The 16,680-nt window shown below is 70.7% G+C and carries 13 protein-coding genes; 12 read left to right on the top strand and 1 reads right to left on the bottom strand.

What is annotated here, in order from left to right; translation table 11 throughout:
* The first annotated feature begins 2 nt into the window (after positions 1 to 2).
* From ACQEXA_RS21455 to ACQEXA_RS21400, 12 genes are all read left to right on the top strand, one after another.
* Positions 3 to 1,595 (top strand): DUF3152 domain-containing protein, encoded by a 1,593-nt coding sequence (locus ACQEXA_RS21455; protein ID WP_432932222.1) that lies wholly within the window; start codon positions 3 to 5, stop codon positions 1,593 to 1,595.
* A gap of 56 nt (positions 1,596 to 1,651) precedes the next feature.
* A complete protein-coding gene (locus ACQEXA_RS21450; protein ID WP_432932224.1) occupies positions 1,652 to 1,744 on the top strand; it encodes an Ms4533A family Cys-rich leader peptide in 93 nt (30 codons plus the stop codon).
* A gap of 175 nt (positions 1,745 to 1,919) precedes the next feature.
* Positions 1,920 to 3,632 (top strand): ABC transporter substrate-binding protein, encoded by a 1,713-nt coding sequence (locus ACQEXA_RS21445; RefSeq protein WP_432932226.1) that lies wholly within the window; start codon positions 1,920 to 1,922, stop codon positions 3,630 to 3,632.
* Positions 3,633 to 3,636: 4 nt separating this feature from the next.
* Positions 3,637 to 4,647: an ABC transporter permease gene (locus tag ACQEXA_RS21440; RefSeq protein WP_432932228.1), complete on the top strand. Its 1,011-nt coding sequence runs from the start codon at positions 3,637 to 3,639 to the stop codon at positions 4,645 to 4,647.
* Positions 4,644 to 5,642: an ABC transporter permease gene (locus ACQEXA_RS21435; protein WP_360998746.1), complete on the top strand. Its 999-nt coding sequence runs from the start codon at positions 4,644 to 4,646 to the stop codon at positions 5,640 to 5,642. The genes ACQEXA_RS21440 and ACQEXA_RS21435 overlap by 4 nt, the downstream gene beginning before the upstream one ends.
* Positions 5,639 to 7,279: a dipeptide ABC transporter ATP-binding protein gene (locus tag ACQEXA_RS21430; RefSeq protein WP_432932231.1), complete on the top strand. Its 1,641-nt coding sequence runs from the start codon at positions 5,639 to 5,641 to the stop codon at positions 7,277 to 7,279. Before ACQEXA_RS21435 ends, ACQEXA_RS21430 begins: the two co-directional genes overlap by 4 nt.
* 232 nt (positions 7,280 to 7,511) lie before the next feature.
* Entirely contained in the window at positions 7,512 to 9,242 is a 1,731-nt protein-coding gene (gene pelF, locus ACQEXA_RS21425; RefSeq protein ID WP_432932233.1) for a GT4 family glycosyltransferase PelF, read from the top strand.
* The gene (locus ACQEXA_RS21420; RefSeq protein ID WP_432932235.1) at positions 9,239 to 10,708 is read left to right on the top strand and encodes a hypothetical protein; all 1,470 of its coding nucleotides are present in this window, start codon (positions 9,239 to 9,241) and stop codon (positions 10,706 to 10,708) included. The genes pelF and ACQEXA_RS21420 overlap by 4 nt, the downstream gene beginning before the upstream one ends.
* 187 nt (positions 10,709 to 10,895) lie before the next feature.
* Positions 10,896 to 11,855, top strand: a complete 960-nt coding sequence (locus ACQEXA_RS21415) for an NAD-dependent epimerase/dehydratase family protein (protein ID WP_433130775.1) — start codon at positions 10,896 to 10,898, stop codon at positions 11,853 to 11,855.
* Positions 11,843 to 12,592 carry a spherulation-specific family 4 protein gene (locus tag ACQEXA_RS21410; protein WP_432932237.1) on the top strand — a complete coding sequence of 250 codons (750 nt, stop codon included), beginning with the start codon at positions 11,843 to 11,845 and terminating at the stop codon, positions 12,590 to 12,592. Before ACQEXA_RS21415 ends, ACQEXA_RS21410 begins: the two co-directional genes overlap by 13 nt.
* 63 nt (positions 12,593 to 12,655) lie before the next feature.
* Positions 12,656 to 13,834 carry an adenylyltransferase/sulfurtransferase MoeZ gene (moeZ, locus tag ACQEXA_RS21405; protein WP_359396593.1) on the top strand — a complete coding sequence of 393 codons (1,179 nt, stop codon included), beginning with the start codon at positions 12,656 to 12,658 and terminating at the stop codon, positions 13,832 to 13,834.
* A 374-nt stretch (positions 13,835 to 14,208) separates the two neighbouring features.
* The gene (locus tag ACQEXA_RS21400; protein WP_432932240.1) at positions 14,209 to 14,652 is read left to right on the top strand and encodes an SMI1/KNR4 family protein; all 444 of its coding nucleotides are present in this window, start codon (positions 14,209 to 14,211) and stop codon (positions 14,650 to 14,652) included.
* Positions 14,653 to 15,037: 385 nt separating this feature from the next.
* On the opposite strand, the gene ACQEXA_RS21395 is transcribed toward ACQEXA_RS21400, so the two are convergent.
* Positions 15,038 to 16,579, bottom strand: coding sequence for an alpha/beta hydrolase (locus tag ACQEXA_RS21395; protein ID WP_432932241.1), 1,542 nt, complete (start codon positions 16,577 to 16,579; stop codon positions 15,038 to 15,040).
* Positions 16,580 to 16,680 lie beyond the last annotated feature (101 nt).

Below are 16,680 nucleotides of genomic sequence, written 5' to 3'. Positions count from 1 at the left end.
GCGTGGGACGGCACAGCCGCAAGGGGCGGGGCGACAGGACGAACAAGGACACGGGCGCGACGCCGGGGATATCGGCGGCGTCCGCGTCGACGTGGGAAGCGACGGACGGACCCCGCCCGCCCGGCGGTACCCCGGCGCGTGAGATACCAGGTGTGCCGGGCGGCACTCCCGCCCAAGGGGTGCCCCGGTTCCCGGGCGGCACGCCGGCGCAAGGGGTGCCCCGGTTCCCGGGTGGTACGCCCCCGCAGCGTGCACCACGGTCGGGCGACGGCACTCCGGCTCGTGGTGTGCCCCGTCTCCCGGACGGCACCCCGCCTCGTGGCGTGCCCCGTTTCCCGGACGGCACTCCGGCTCACGGCGTACCGCGCCTTGCCGACGGCACTCCGGCTCGTGGTGTGCCCCGTCTCCCGGACGGCACCCCCGCTCGCGGTGTCCCCCGCCTCCCCGACGGCACCCCCGGCCGCGGCACCCCCCAGGTACGCGGCGGTCATCCCCAGCACCGTGAGTCCGGCGGCGGCTGGGGCGAGCTCAGGGGTGCGCCGGTGGCCACACAGGCGCCGCAGGCCGCACCGCCCGGCCGTGCCACGCCGCGTCTTCCCCAGCAGCGGTCGCAGTCCGGCGGCCCCCGCCAGGACTACATCGACGCCTTCGACCAGGACGACGACGTCTTCACGCCCCGCCGCGGTGCCACCGGTCCCGTTCCCCTCATCGACGACCGCCGTACCGGAACGGACACCGGGACCGACGACACGCCGGAGACCGGGGTCGAGGAGGAGCCGCGCAAGGCCAGGAGCAAGGGGCGTACGTTCGCCGGGATCGCGGCCGCCGCCGTCACCACCGTGCTCGCGGTCGTCGTCGCCGGCCAGTTCGTGAACGGGCGGGACGGCGCACCCGCCCGGTCCTCGGCCGCCACCGACCAGGCCCGCGACACGCATGGCTATGCCACCCGCGGCAACGGCCGTCCGACCCCCTCCACCTCGCCCGACGCGAAACCGCTGACGTACGAGCAGGCGATGGGCGAGAAGTACCCCCTCAGTGCCACGCTGAAGGGCTCGGGGAAGTTCTTCGCGGTCCCCGGTTTCGCCAAGGCGCCCGGCACGGGCCAGAAGTACACCTACCGCGTGGATGTGGAGAAGGGGCTCGGCCTCGACGGGGAACTGTTCGCGCAGGCGGTTCAGAAGACGCTCAACGACGACCGCAGCTGGGCCCACCACGGCGCCCGTACCTTCGAGCGCATCTACTCCGGCAAACCCGACTTCGTGATCACGCTCGCCAGCCCCGGTACCACCGCGGCCTGGTGTGCCAAGTCAGGACTGGACACGACGGAGGACAACGTCTCGTGCGACTCGGCCTCCACCGAACGCGTGATGATCAACGCCTATCGCTGGGCGCAGGGCTCGAAGACGTATGGTGACAAAATTCACGCCTACCGTCAGATGCTGATCAACCACGAGGTCGGCCACCGCCTCGGGTACGGCCATGTCAGCTGCCAGAAGGATGGCGAGCTGGCGCCGGTCATGCAGCAGCAGACGAAGTTTCTCGATCACGACGGAATCCACTGTCTGCCCAATCCCTGGCCCTTTCCCAGGAGTTGACGGGCAGCACTTTGGCCGCGTTGACATGCGCGCGGAGTTCGTTCATATTTCTCACCATGTCGTCCTGTCACGCCCTCAGCCGCGCCGCCATCGAGCTGGCGCTCATCGGCGTGACCTCGCTGTGCGTGGCCGACATTCACTGTTGCTGACGCCGCCCCAGGCGCTCGCGTCGCGATCTTGACCTTCTGCGTGACCTTTCGCACTGCCGATCGGTTCACGGTTTTCCGACGGCTCGGCGCCTGGCAGACGTGTGCTCATCTTCGTCTCACCATTCGTTCACTTGTCTCGTAGATCGAGACGCGCCTTCGAGAGGTCGTCATTCCGATGCGTCAACCGTCCGTCATAGCGCGCCGCCTGGCAGCGGCATCCGTCGGCCTGGCCGTGGTAGCGGGCGCCGCCGCCTGCGGGCCGAAGGACAACGGTGTCAAGGCTGCCGGTGGCGACTCCGCGCCGCACAAGGGCGGCACGCTGACCGTCCTGAACTCCGACCCGCAGCAGGACTTCGACCCGGCGCGCCTGTACACCTCCGGCGGCGGCAACGTCCCCTCGCTGGTCTTCCGCACCCTCACCACCCGCAACCGCGCGAACGGCGCGGCCGGCGCCAAGGTCGTCCCGGACCTCGCGACCGACACCGGGCGCCCCAGCGAGAACGCGACCGTGTGGACGTACACGCTGAAGAAGGGCCTCAAGTTCGAGGACGGCACCCCGATCACCTCGGCCGACATCAAGTACGGCATCGAGCGCTCCTTCGCCCCCGAACTCTCCGGCGGCGCCCCCTACCTGCGCGACTGGCTGGTCGGCGCGGCGGACTACCAGGGCCCGTACAAGGACAAGAAGGGCCTCGCCGCGATCGAGACCCCGGACGAGCAGACCATCGTCTTCCACCTGAACAAGCCCGAGGGCGAGTTCCCCTACCTGGCCACACAGACGCAGTTCACGCCCGTACCGAAGGCCAAGGACACCGGCACGAAGTACGAGGAGCACCCGGTCTCGTCGGGCCCGTACAAGGTCGTCGAGAACCAGAACGACGGTGAGCGGCTCGTTCTGGAGCGCAACACGAACTGGTCGGAGGACGACCAGCGCAAGGCCTACCCGGACAAGATCGACGTGCGCTCCGGGCTCGACTCCTCCGTGATCAACCAGCGGCTGTCGGCGTCCCAGGGCGCGGACGCCGCCGCGGTCACCACGGACACCAACCTCGGCCCGGCCGAGCTCGCCAAGGTGACCGGCGACAAGGAACTGGCCTCGCGCGTCGGCACCGGCCACTTCGGCTACACGAACTACATCGCGTTCAACCCGACGGTCAAGCCGTTCGACAACGTCAAGGTGCGGCAGGCGATCTCGTACGCCATCGACCGTTCGTCGGTCATCAACGCCGCGGGCGGATCCGCGCTGGCCGAGCCCGCGACGACGTTCCTGCCCGACCAGAAGTCCTTCGGCTACACGCCCTACGACCTCTTCCCGGCCGGCGCGGCGGGCAACGCGGCCAAGGCCAAGGAGCTGCTGAAGGAGGCCGGGTACCCGAACGGGCTGACGGTCACCCTGACCCACTCCAACAGCAAGGACTTCGAGACCAGCCCGGAGATCGCCACCGCGATCCAGGACGCGCTCAAGCAGGCCGGCATCACCGTCAACCTCCAGGGCCTGGAGGAGAACGACTACAAGGACAAGATCCACAGCGTCAAGACGGAGCCCGGATTCTTCCTCGCCCACTGGGGCGCCGACTGGCCGTCCGGCGGCCCGTTCCTCGCCCCGATCTTCGACGGCCGGCAGATCGTCAAGGACGGCGCGAACTTCAACACCGGCCTGCTGAACGACACGTCCGTCAACACCGAGATCGACGCGATCAACAAGCTGACCGACCTCGACGCCGCCGCGAAGCGGTGGGGCGCCCTGGACAAGAAGATCGGTGAGCAGGCCCTGACCGTGCCGCTCTTCCACCCCGTCTACAAGCGCCTGTACGGCAAGGACGTCAAGGACATCGTGATCAGCGACTGGACCGGTGTGCTGGACGTCTCGCAGGTCGCGGTGAAGTAGCGCCGTGAGCGAGGCACTTGTCGCCTCTCAGGCCCCCGGGACGGACACACCCGTCCCGGGGGCCTCGGGGGCCCGTCTGTTCTGGCGGCGGCTGCAGGCGCAGCGCGTCGCCCTCGTCGCGGCGGGCGTCGTCGCGCTGCTCGTCCTGGTCGCGCTCGCCGCGCCGCTGCTCACCGCTCTCGAGGGCCAGGACCCGACCACGTACCACCCCACGCTCATCGACTCCGCCCGCGGCGGCGTCCCCGTCGGCTCCTTCGGCGGCATGAGCGCCGACCACTGGCTCGGTGTCGAACCGCAGACCGGCCGCGACCTGTTCGCCAGGCTGGTCTACGGGGCGCGCGTGTCACTCGGTGTCGCGCTCGCCGCGACCGTCGTACAGGTGGCCATCGGGGTCACGATGGGTGTCGCCTCGGCGCTCGGCAACCGATGGGTCGACCAGCTGCTCAGCCGTGCCACCGACATCATCGTCGCCATGCCGCTCATGATCATGTCGCTGGCGCTGCTCGCGATCGTGCCGTCGAGCTTCCCGCGGCCCGTCCTGGTCACCCTCGTCATCGGCCTGATCGCCTGGGGCAACATTGCCAAGATCGTGCGCGCACAGACGCTCACGCTGAAGGGGCTCGACTACGTCTCCGCCGCCCGGCTCAGCGGCTGGGGCACCTGGCGGATCGCCCGGCGCGAGCTGCTGCCCGGTCTGGCCGCACCCGTCATCACGTACGCCGCGCTGCTCGTCCCCACGAACATCTCGACCGAGGCGGCCCTGTCCTTCCTCGGCGTGGGCGTGAAGCCCCCGACACCGTCCTGGGGACAGATGCTCACCGCCGCCGACGTCTGGTACCAGGCGGCGCCGCAGTACCTGCTGCTGCCGGCCGGCGCCCTGTTCGTGACCGTCCTGGCGCTGACTGTCCTCGGCGACGGCGTGCGCACGGCGCTCGACCCGCGCGCGGCCTCCCGTCTGCGGATCGGTACGGGCCGCAAGAGCGAGGCCAAGGCAGACAAGGAGAAGACGGCATGAGCGGTCTCGGCGGATTCACCCTGCGCCGGGCCGTCGGCGCCCTGGTCACCCTGTTCGCCATCTCGGTGATCATCTACGTGGTCTTCTACGCCACCCCCGGCAATGTCGCCCAGATCACCTGCGGCCCCCGCTGCTCGCCGGAGCAGGTGCACCAGGTGGCGCAGCAGCTCAAGCTCGGCGACCCGCTCTACCTGCGCTACTGGCACTTCCTCGAGGGCCTCTTCGTCGGTCAGGACTACTCGACGGGCACGTCGGTGCAGCACTGCACGGCGCCCTGCCTCGGGCTCTCCTACCAGAGCGACCAGCAGGTCCTGGACATCATCCTGACCAAGCTGCCCGTCAGTCTGTCGCTGGTCCTCGGCGCCATGGTCCTGTGGCTCGTCCTCGGTGTCGGCACCGGCATGCTCTCCGCGTGGCGGCGCGGCAGGCTCACCGAGCGGTTGCTGACCGGCATCACCCTGGCGGGCACCGCCACGCCGGTCTTCGTCATCGGCCTGGTCCTGATGATCGTCGTCTGCGGCGAGCTGCAACTGCTGCCCTTCCCGCAATACGTGAACTTCACCGACGACCCCGAGCAGTGGGCGTGGAACCTGCTGCTGCCGTGGTTGTCGCTCGCCCTGATCGAGGCCGCCTCGTTCGCCCGTCTGACCAGGGCGGCGATGCTGGAGACGCTCGCCGAGGACCACATCCGCACCTTCCGTGCCTACGGCGTCGGCGAACGCTCGGTCATCGGACGGCACGCCCTGCGCGGGGCGCTCGCGCCGGTCATCGCGCTGAACGCCAACAACGTCGGCTCCGCCGTCGGCGGCGCGGTGCTCACCGAGACGCTCTTCGGCCTTCCCGGCATCGGACAGGAACTGGTGCACGCGGTGGCGGTCGTCGACCTGCCGGTGGTCGTCGGCATGGTCCTGGTCATCGGCTTCTTCGTGGTCATCGCCAACGCCGTCGCCGACGTGCTCTACGCGGTGGCCGACCGACGGGTGGTACTGACATGAGCGACTCCAAGGCTGCGACGACGCCGCTGGTGGAAGTGACCGATCTCGCCGTCGAGTTCGGCGATCTGCGCGCGGTCGACGGGCTCTCCTTCCGGCTCGCCAGGGGCGGCGCACTGGGTCTGGTCGGCGAGTCCGGTTCGGGCAAGTCCACCGTCGCCTCGGCGCTGCTCGGGCTGCACCGCGGCACGGGCGCCGTGGTGCGCGGCTCGATCCAGGTCGCCGGGACCGACGTGACACGGGCCTCCGACGACGAACTGCGGCGGCTGCGCGGCGGAAAGGCCGCGATGGTCTTCCAGGACCCGCTGTCGTCGCTGGACCCCTATTACGCGATCGGCGACCAGATCGCCGAGGTCTACCGGGTGCACACGCGAGTGTCACGGCGTGCGGCACGCGCGCGTGCCGTCGAAGTCCTCGACCGGGTGGGGATCCCGGACGCGGTACGGCGGTCTCGTTCGCGCCCGCACGAGTTCAGCGGCGGTATGCGCCAGCGCGCCCTGATCGCCATGGCGCTCGCCTGTCAGCCCGAGCTGCTGATCGCCGACGAACCGACCACCGCGCTGGACGTGACCGTCCAGGCCCAGATCCTCGACCTGCTGCACACGCTGCGGGAGGAGACCGGGATGGGGCTGCTGCTGGTCACGCACGACGTGGGCGTCGCCGCCGAGAGCGTCGACGAGGTGCTCGTCATGCGGCACGGCAGGGTCGTCGAGCACGGCCCGGTCGCCACCGTGCTGGGGGAGCCCCGCCAGGAGTACACGCGGGAACTGCTGGGCGCGGTGCCGCGCGTGGACGTGCCCAGGAGCTCGCCGGGCTCCGCCTCGGACGAGATTGTCCTGGAGGCGGTGGGGCTGCGCCGTGAATTCGGCCACGGCTCACGGCGCTTCGCCGCCGTGGACGACGTGTCGCTGGCGCTCCGGCGCGGCGAGACCCTCGGCGTCGTGGGCGAGAGCGGCAGCGGGAAGACCACCCTCGGGCGCATGCTGGTCGGGCTGCTGCAGCCGACGGCCGGCGAGGTCCGCTACGAGGGCGGTGTGCGGACCGGGGTGGGCCCCGCCGTGCAGATGGTCTTCCAGGACCCCGTCTCCTCCCTCAACCCCCGCCGCAGCGTGGGCGAGTCGATCGCCGACCCGTTGCGGGCACGCGGCCTCGGCCGCAGCCGGGAGTCGGGGAGGGACGAGCAGAGCATTCGGCACCGCGTGCGGGAACTGCTCGAGCGCGTGGGGCTCGACGGGGCGCACTACGACCGCTACCCGCACGAGTTCAGCGGTGGGCAGCGGCAGCGCGTCGGCATCGCCCGGGCGCTCGCCGCCGACCCCAGGGTCATCGTCTGCGACGAGCCGGTCTCCGCGCTCGACGTCACCACCCAGGCCCAAGTCGTCGCCCTTCTGGGTGAGTTGCAGCGCGAACTCGGCCTGTCGCTGGTCTTCGTGGCGCACGACCTCGCTGTGGTACGTCAGGTCAGCGACCGGGTCGCGGTGATGCGCCAGGGACGGATCGTCGAGTACGGTCCTGCCGACGAGGTGTACGAGTCGCCCCAGGACCCCTACACCAAGCAGCTCCTGGCCGCCGTCCCCGCCCTCGATCCGGCCGTGGCGACCCAGCGGCGCAGCGCGCGCAGGGAGTTGGCGACGGCGTGAGACCCCTTCGTGCGGACGGCACGGGACCAGCCCGCTTCGCAACGCAAAGTAGTCCCCTGGTCTCCTAGCGCGAGCGAACGCGGTCCGCGCGGGAAAGTTACGTCCGTTCACCCCTTTTGGTGGCGCGATGGACAACCGTCCATCGCGCCACCGGCATATCCGCATACGTTCGTCCCGCTGCGAGCCGCCGGGGCCAACGGCGGCTCGAATACGGGAGATCGGGGGTGCACTCGTGCGGATCGGACTGGTTACGGAGGGTGGCTACCCGTATGTGAGCGGTGACGCCAGGCTCTGGTGCGACCGGCTCGTGCGCGGGCTCGGGCAGCATGAGTTCGACCTCTACGCACTCAGCCGCACAAAGCGGCAGGAGACCGACGGCCGGCTCTCGCTGCCGCCGCAGGTCGTCGGGGTGCGGACGGCGTCGCTGTGGACCGCGGAGGATGTCGCGCCCGCTCACGGGCGCCGGGCCCGGCGGCGGTTCGCCGAGGCGTACGGGGAGTTGGCCGCCGCACTCTGCACGGCACCCGAGCCGGGCACACCGCAGAACGCGGCGGAGCCGTTCGGCCATGAGGCGGACCGTTTCGGCAGTGCCCTGTACACGCTCGCCGAACTCACCCGTGACGAGGGCGGGCTGACCGCCGCCCTGCGTTCCGAGACCGCCCTGCGCGTCCTGGAACAGGCCTGCCGTGCACCGCACGCCCTGCGTGCCGCGCGGACGGTGCGCCTCCCCGACCTGCTCGAGGTCGCCACGCGGATCGAACGCGCCCTGCGCCCCCTCTCGCTCGACTGGTACGAGGACGGCGGGCTCGGCGCGGCAGACCTCTGCCACGCCACCACGGGCGGCGCGGCGGCCCTCACCGGACTGCTCGCCGGGCACTTCACGGGCGTGCCGCTGCTGGTCACCGAATACGGCGTACAGCTTCGGCAGCACTACTTGAGGGCGCCGGAGGCGTCGCCGACCGTGCGCGCGCTGCTCGCCCGCTTCCACCGGCGGCTGGCCGCGGAGGTGTACCGGAAGGCGGCCTGTATCACCCCCGGCAACACCCACTCCCGTCGCTGGCAGGAGCGGTGCGGTGCCGACCGGTCCAGGCTGCGCACGGTCTACCCCGGTATGGAGGCGTCCCGTTTCACGGAGGTGGGCGAGTCGGCCGACCGCGCGGACCCCGGCACGCTGGTCTGGGTGGGCCGCATCGAACCCGCCAAGGACCTGATCTCCCTGTTGCACGCCTTCGCGGAGATCCGTAAAGAGGAGCCGCGGGCCCGGCTGCGGATCGTGGGGGCCCCCGCGGACGTCGAGGGCACCGCCTATCTCGGCCACTGCAGGGCGCTCGCCGCGCAGTTGTTCCCCGACGAGGCCGAAGGCGTGCACCCCGTGGGCGACAACCCGGTGTCCTTCGAGGAGATCGGCGGCCCGGAGGTGCCGGACCTGGCGGAGGCCTATGCGGGCGGGGCGGTCGTCGTCCTGTCGAGCGTCGTCGAGGGGTTTCCGATCGGCCTGGTGGAGGCCATGTTCTGCGGCCGTGCGACGGTGTCCACGGACGTGGGCGCGGTCGTCGAGGTCATCGGCGGTACGGGGCTGGTCGTCCCGCCGCGCAACCCGCGGGCACTCGCGGAGGCGTGCCTGGCGCTGCTGCGCGACCCCGAGCGCCGTGAGCGCCTCGGCGCGGCCGCTCGCGCACGCGCCCTGGAGCTGTTCACGGTCGAGCAGAACGTAGCAGCATTTCACTGCATTTACCTGGATGTCGTCTCCCATGCGCCGGTGCGGCGGGTGGTCGTGGACGACGCCGGTGAACCGCTGCCCTTCGGAGCGCCGGCGGAGTCCTGTCTGCCGGGCCGCTGGACCGAGGTGCGGCGGCCGGGTTCCGGACCGCGCTGGGCGTGGGAGCCGGGCGACGCGACCGCACCCGGAAGCACCACCGGGCACCTCCAGGAACCCGTTCCGGCAGCGGAGGGGGCGCGATGAGCGACGTGGGGGAACTGGACCGACCCGGCACACCCGGCAGCCCCGGTTCCTGGGACGGACGTTCGGAGGAATGGCTGGACGGGGCGTGGGAGCGAGTCACGGGCGAGGAGGGGGAGGCGGAGACGTCCGGGAGCGCGGACGAGGTGGTTGCGGACGGCGAACACCACAGCCGGGCCGACGGCCGGACGGAGTCCGCCACGAAGAGCCCCACTTCGGTGTCTCAGAACACCACTTCAGCGGCCCGGACCCTCGCTTCGTCGGCCCCGTGGGACTCCGACGGCGGATCCCCGGCCGGGGCGGACACGGAGTCCCGCGCGCCGGAGCGTGCGCCAGGGACCCGCGACACCACCAGCCCGGCACCCGCCGGGAGCGCCCTCCGGGCCGGCAGGCCCGCCGGCCGCCGTGCCGGCGCCGACCCGGTCAAGGCACTCATGCACCGGCACCGCGACCTGTGCGAGCGCGCCGTCGACCCGCTGGAGATCGTGGCCGGTCTGGAGGCGCACGGGCTGACCGACCGCGCGGCCGCCCGCTACCGCCACCGGGACGTGTTCTCGCTCGCCGAGGAGATGTACGCGCGCGTGCCACGCGGCGGCGACCGGCCACCGCCACGCACCGGCCCCGGCGAAGCGCCCCGGGAACACCGGGCGTGGGCCGTCCTCGCCCTGCTCCCGGGCGCGCTGTGCACGGCCACGGTCATCGGGTTGCGGTTCACGGAAGGTGGTGTCCGCCTTGCCGTCGCGGCGGGGGGCGCGCTCGCCGTCGTGTTCGGTCTGCGGGCGGCACTCGCTCGCGGCCCCTTGCGCGCCCCCGTGCACGCCACCTCCGGCGGCGCACGCGCGGCGACGTACTGGCTCGTCCTCTACGCCCTCCTCGGCGACGGTCTGCTGGGCGCGGCACTGGACGGCGGCCCGCAGGGCACCTGGCCCCCGGCCACCGGCCCGGTTCTCGCCCTGATCCTGGCCTGCGGCCCCGCCGCCTGGTGCGCTCGCCTCTTCGCCGTACGTGCCGGCCGACGACTCCGCGCGAGCCGCGGTCTCGCGGAGTTCGCGTCCTCGGTGACCCCGCTGCTTCTCGGCGTCTTCGGTCTCTTCCTGTGTGCCCTCGGCGCTCTGCTCGCGTTGTGCGGAGCGCTGCTCGGCGAACCCGCCGCGTACGCCGGAGCCGGCGCGCTGGGCGGCCTCCTCCTGCTCGCCCGGCTGCTGATCGCGCGCGGCTTTGTCCGCGGCCCGGCCTTCGTCCTCGGCACCGCGGCGATCGCCGAGGTCGCGGCCCTGGCCACGGTCTTCGCCGCCAGGCTCCCGGGCTGCTCGGTCCTGGACGCACCGGTCCGGCACCTGGCCGACGCCTGGGGCGCGGACGCCGTCCCCGCCCTGGTCTGCGCTCCCGCGACCCTCGCCCTGTTGATCCACGCGATCCGCACCCTGACCCGGGCCTCGGCCCATGTACGGCCGCCCGGTTCACCCTGAGCCCCCGGTTCACGGCACCCCACCTCCGACGCCATGAACCAGGACTGCCGCCCGGGGCCTCGCACCCGGGCCCCCTTCTCCCGCGGGGCCGACACCGCGGGCCCCTCTCATCCCACGGCATCACCCCCGAAGGAGAAAGACAGATGATCACCTCCCGAACCGGAGAGTCCGCCCCGGGAGCCGCCCGATGAGGGTCCTGTTGATCGGAGCCAACGGATACCTCGGCCGGTTCGTCGCCGACCGCCTGCTCGCCGACCCGGCCGTGCAGCTCACCGCGCTCGGCCGCGGCGACGACGCCGATGTACGGTTCGACCTCGCCTCGGGCAGCCCCGGCGCACTCACCCGGTTCCTGGACGCCGTGCACCCCGGGGTCGTCATCAACTGCGCCGGAGCCATCCGCGGCGGCGCCCGTGATCTCACCCGGCACAACACCGTGGCCGTCGCCACCGTCTGCGAAGCCCTGCGCCGCAGCGGCTGCGGGGCCCGCCTGGTGCAGATCGGCTGCGGCGCCGAGTACGGCCCCAGCCAGCCGGGATCCTCCACAGCCGAGGACGCCGTACCGCGTCCCGGTGGCCCGTACGGTGTCAGCAAGCTCGCCGCCACGGAACTGGTCCTCGGTTCGGGGCTCGACGCGGTCGTGCTCCGCGTCTTCTCGCCCGCCGGCCCCGGCACCCCCGCCGGATCGCCGCTGGGCCGGCTCGCCGAGGCCCTGCGCCGCGCCATGCAGTCCGGCGACGGCGAGCTCAAGCTGGGCGGTCTCGGTGTCCAGCGCGACTTCGTGGACGTCCGCGACATCGCACGCGCGGTCCACGCCGCGTCCCTCTCCGCCGCCCAGGGTGTGATCAACATCGGCTCCGGCCGGGCCGTGCGCCTCCGCGACGCGGCCGCCGTCCTGGCCCGGGTGGCCGGCTACGGCGGCAACCTGCACGAACTCGACGGGCCTCCCGTGCCGGGACGGCCCGCCATCGGCCATCCGCGGCACGACCCGGAGCACGTCGTCCCGGTCGCCTACCCCTACCCGGACGGCTGCGGGAGCTGGCAGCAGGCCGATGTCCGCACCGCCCGCGACCGGCTCGGCTGGCGGCCCCGCATCAACCTCGAGGAGTCCCTGGCCGACATCTGGATGGAGGCGGCATGCCGCATCTGATCAGCACCACCGCGGGCTCCACGAGCACCGGGCTGGGTGTCGGCCTCGGGATCCCCGGCTATGCGCACCCCCTCGTCGCCCCTCTGGAATGGGGCCAGCTCACCCGGCCGGGCACCCCGGTGCACTGGGCCGTCCTCAATGTGAGCGGCGGTCCCGGAACATGCCCGGACCCGCACTGCCTGGAGGCCGCGGGACGGCTGCGAAACGCGGGCGTCCGTGTACTCGGTCACCTCGACGTCACCTACGGCGCCCGCACCTTCGACGAACTGCTCTCCGACGCGCACCGCTATCTCGACTGGTACCGGGTCGACGGCTTCTTCCTGGACCGCTGCCCGACCGAACGTTTCGCCCTCCCCGAGGTCCGCCGCACGGTCACCGCGCTCCGCGCGCTGCTCGCCCCGGGGCACATCGTTCTGGGGCACGGCACCCACCCGTATCCCGGGTACGCCGAGAACGCCGACCAACTGGTCACGTTCTCCGGCTCCTGGAGCGACTACCGGTGGTCGCAGGTGGCCGAGTGGACCGCCGACTACCCGCCAGAGCGTTTCTGCCACTTCGTGCACGGTGTACCCCGCAGCCACCTGGAGGAGGCGCTGCGGATCGCGCGCTGGCAGGGAGCCGAGACGATCTGGTTCACCGACCGCTCGGACCGGGGCGGCCGCACCGTGCCCTGGGAGGCGATGCCCGGCTACTGGGACGAAATCGTCTCGCACCTCGGAACGGGTGTCTCGGAATGAAGGAGGGCGTGGCAGTGTTACGGGGAGAACAACCGTAGTGATTGACCGACCAACGGAGTCCCCGTGTCGCTGCCACCCCTGGTTGAGCCGGCTGCCGAGCTCACCGTAGACGAGGTCCGCAGGTACTCCCGCCACCTGATCATCCCTGATGTCGGGATGGACGGGCAGAAGCGGCTGAAGAACGCGAAGGTGCTCTGTGTGGGCGCGGGCGGTCTGGGCTCGCCCGCGCTGATGTACCTGGCCGCGGCCGGCGTGGGAACGCTGGGCATCGTGGAGTTCGACGAGGTCGACGAGTCGAACCTGCAGCGGCAGATCATCCACAGCCAGGCCGACATCGGCCGCTCGAAGGCCGAGTCCGCGCGTGACTCGGTCCAGGGCATCAACCCCTACGTGAACGTGATCCTTCACGAGGAGCGGCTCGAGGCCGACAACGTGATGGACATCTTCAGCCAGTACGACCTGATCGTCGACGGCACGGACAACTTCGCGACCCGCTACCTGGTCAATGACGCCTGCGTGCTGCTGAACAAGCCGTACGTGTGGGGTTCCATCTACCGCTTCGACGGCCAGGCCTCCGTCTTCTGGTCCGAGCACGGCCCCTGCTACCGCTGCCTCTACCCGGAGCCCCCGCCGCCGGGCATGGTCCCGTCCTGCGCCGAGGGCGGCGTCCTCGGTGTGCTGTGCGCGTCCATCGGCTCCATCCAGGTCACCGAGGCGATCAAGGTCCTCACCGGCACGGGCGAGCCGCTGGTCGGCCGACTGATGATCTACGACGCCCTGGAGATGCAGTACCGCCAGGTAAAGGTCCGCAAGGACCCCAACTGCGCGGTCTGCGGCGAGAACCCGACCGTCACCGAGCTCATCGACTACGAGGCCTTCTGCGGCGTCGTCTCCGAGGAGGCCCAGGCCGCGGCCGCCGACTCGACGATCACTCCCAAGCAGCTCAAGGCGTGGATCGACGACGGCGAGAACATCGAGATCATCGACGTCCGTGAGCCGAACGAGTACGAGATCGTCTCCATCCCGGGCGCCCGGCTGATCCCGAAGAACGAGTTCCTCATGGGCTCTGCCCTGGAGGGTCTCCCGCAGGACAAGAAGATCGTCCTGCACTGCAAGACGGGTGTCCGCAGCGCGGAGGTCCTCGCCGTCCTGAAGTCGGCGGGCTTCGCGGACGCGGTCCACGTGGGCGGCGGCGTGATCGGCTGGGTCAACCAGATCGAACCGCACAAGCCGGTCTACTGATCATCGGTCTCGCTGACCAGCGGGACTGAAGAAGCCCACGGCTCTGACCAGTTCAGATGCCGTGGGCTTCTGTCGTTGTCGGCCGGCCTGGGGCGGCCTCGCACGGCCCGGAGACGGCCCCGGGACTGACCGTCCAGGGCCGTCTTGCCTCCATCCCGACTGGCCTGAAGCGGTTCGCGACGGTAGTTTCCGCGCGAGTCGATTCAGCCGGCCACCGACGTGCGGCAACTTCTTGGGGGCGCCATGTGGGACGGCCCGTTCTACCGAGTGAAGCGTGTTCTCCGTGAGTCGCCGCTGCACGGGACTCGTCGCTGGCACGCGCCACGGTTAGCTCATGGTTGCCTCACCCGAGTAGTCGGTACGATCATCGCCCAATGTGGAAAGAGTTGATCACACGGCACGCTGGTGGGGTCGAGGTCGCGTTCAGCGTTCCGGTCACGGTGGACGCTTTGAGTGAGGCTGCGGAGGCTCTTGGGCACCCGCTCCCGAACGACTTGGTCTCGGTGCTGCGAGAGAGTAACGGCGTCGTTGGCGAGTACGGCTATCACCTGGTGTCGCCGCTCGAAACGATCGTCCAGCGGAACCTGGAGCTCCGGAGTTCCTTCTCTGAGCTGTACATGGCCTTCGATCAACTGCTCTTCTTCTCGGACATGCCGGGCAATGGCGACCTGTTCGGGATAGTGCTTGTACCAGGGCAATTTGAGCAGGTCTTCCTCTGGGATCATGAGACCGACAGCCGCAGGTGGGCAGCCTCTTCCATCGCCGATTTCGTGGAGCGGTGGCTTAACGGAGTGATTGAGGAGCAACTCGACTGCTAGCCCCGGGGGTCCAGCTCGCGCGTGACTTCGGTTTGGCTTGCAGAGCTGAGGTCCCCAGAGGTATTGCGTCTTGGACTGACCCAGCCGTGCGGCCTCGGTCGGCTTGCGCAGCTCCTAGGTCCGGCCCAGGGGCCGTTGCCCTGAGCGAAGGTCGGCACCATCCACCCTTGCTCACCCGATTCCCCGTCAGGTCCCGACCGTTCTGGATATTCAGCCACTGCCAGCGGGAACTCCCTGGGCACAGCGGCTTTCACGGTGGTCTGATGCACCTGGCCTCGGCGACCGACTCCAGTGCCTGCAGGTACCGGGCAAACGCCGGTGCTCGGCAGGTTCCTCGTCTGTTGGCGAGGGCTGCGGGTCCCCGCGGGTGACCGGAGCCCCGTCGTCAGGAGCAGACCTTGCCGTCCTTCGGGACCGTTCCGTTCAGCAGGTACGCGTTCACCGTGGAGTCCACGCAGCTGCTGCCGCTTCCGTAGGCGCCGTGTCCCTCGCCCTTCCAGGTGAGCTCGACGCCGACGCCCTCGCCCAGGCCGTCGGCCATCTTCCGGGCGCCCTCGTAAGGCGTTGCCGGGTCCCCGGTGTTGCCCACCAGCAGTACCGGTGCCGCTCCCGGGGCACTGACCTCCGGATGGTCGAACTGCCCGGCCACCGGCCAGTCGTGGCACCAGCCGGCGGTGTCCCAGCCCAGGAAGTCACCGAACACGGGCGAGATCTTCTCGAACTCCGGCAGCAGTTCCTTCGTCTCCTGCGGCGTCGGCCGACGTCTGTCGTCGAGGCACGATATGACTCGCTGCGAGTGCGTCGTCGTGCCGTAGTGCCCGGAGGCGTCCCGTTCGTTGTAGTTGTCGGCGAGGCTCAGCAGTGCGGAACCGTCCCCGGCCCGGGCCGACTGAAGCGCGGCGGTGAGTGCGGGCCAGCTCTCCTTGCTGTAGAGCGGCAGCACGATGCCGGTGAGGGCCAGGGACTGGTTGAGTTTGCGGCCGGACGACGTCGGCAGCGGTTTGGCGTCGATCCGCTTCAGCAGGTCCGCGATCTTCCGGGAACCCTGCTTGGGGTCCTGACTCGTCGACTTCAGGTAGTCGTCCAGAGCGCGCTGGAAGCCTCGGGTCTGGTTCTTCGCGTGGCCCACGCTGTCGGCGGTCGGGTCCACGACGGCGTCCAGCACCACTCGCCCGACATTCTTCGGGAACAGATGGGCGTACACCCCGCCCAGTTCGGTGCCGTAGGAGATTCCGAAGTAGTGCATCTTCTGGTCGCCGAGGACCTGTCGCATCAGGTCCATGTCGCGAGCGGTGTCGGTCGTCGAGACGTGCGAGAGCAGTTTCCCGGCGGCCTTGGCGCACCCCTCGCCGAAGGCGGCGGCGTCATCGAAGTAGGCCTTCTCCTCGGCGTCGTCGTCCGGGGTCACGTCGATGCTTTCGGCGGCCTGGATCGACTTGTCGTCGCGGCAGCGTATGCCCTCGCTGGCACCGACCCCGCGCGGGTCCCAGCTCACCAGGTCGTAGCGCTCATGGAGTTTGGCGACCATGCTCCCGTACGACGGCATCATCGAGATGCCGGAGCCTCCGGGGCCGCCGAAGTTGAACACGAGGGAGCCGATGCGCTTGCCTCCGGTCGCCTTGGAACGGATCAGCGCCAGACCGATCGTCTCGCCTCCCGACTTCGCCCAGTCCAGCGGCACCTCGAGCGTCGCGCACTGCCAGTCGCCGCCGGGCGCGGGTGCGGTTTTGCACCGGCCCCACTCGAGCTTCTGGGAGGTGAGCGAGGAGGGCAGCTCAGAGGAGGCCGTGGGACGTGAGGCCGCGGACGGACGGGATCCGCCCTTCGCATCGTCCGCGCCGGAACCGGAGCCGGCCGCGCCGCTGCCGCAACCGGTCAGCAGTAGCGCGGCTGCGACCGCGGCGGTCCATTGTGCGAAACGTGGCATGTGCACCCCCCTGACGAGCTCCCCGCACGGAGCCGCGGGGAGCAGTCAGGCCATAGTAGGCGGGTCGGGCGGAGCCCATGCCCGCTTGTGGATAACTGTCT

The sequence above is a fragment of the Streptomyces sp. CA-106110 genome, from assembly GCF_050936285.1.
Taxonomy (GTDB): domain Bacteria; phylum Actinomycetota; class Actinomycetes; order Streptomycetales; family Streptomycetaceae; genus Streptomyces.
This window is presented reverse-complemented; position numbering and strand designations above follow the sequence as displayed.

Coding starts and splice junctions, on each gene's coding strand:
- ACQEXA_RS21450 (WP_432932224.1), top strand. CDS start 1,652: ATGTCGTCCTGTCACGCCCTCAGCCGCGCCGCCATCGAGCTGGCGCTC.
- ACQEXA_RS21445 (WP_432932226.1), top strand. CDS start 1,920: ATGCGTCAACCGTCCGTCATAGCGCGCCGCCTGGCAGCGGCATCCGTC.
- ACQEXA_RS21435 (WP_360998746.1), top strand. CDS start 4,644: ATGAGCGGTCTCGGCGGATTCACCCTGCGCCGGGCCGTCGGCGCCCTG.
- ACQEXA_RS21430 (WP_432932231.1), top strand. CDS start 5,639: ATGAGCGACTCCAAGGCTGCGACGACGCCGCTGGTGGAAGTGACCGAT.
- ACQEXA_RS21420 (WP_432932235.1), top strand. CDS start 9,239: ATGAGCGACGTGGGGGAACTGGACCGACCCGGCACACCCGGCAGCCCC.
- ACQEXA_RS21415 (WP_433130775.1), top strand. CDS start 10,896: ATGAGGGTCCTGTTGATCGGAGCCAACGGATACCTCGGCCGGTTCGTC.
- ACQEXA_RS21410 (WP_432932237.1), top strand. CDS start 11,843: ATGCCGCATCTGATCAGCACCACCGCGGGCTCCACGAGCACCGGGCTG.
- ACQEXA_RS21400 (WP_432932240.1), top strand. CDS start 14,209: ATGTGGAAAGAGTTGATCACACGGCACGCTGGTGGGGTCGAGGTCGCG.
- ACQEXA_RS21395 (WP_432932241.1), bottom strand. CDS start 16,579: ATGCCACGTTTCGCACAATGGACCGCCGCGGTCGCAGCCGCGCTACTG.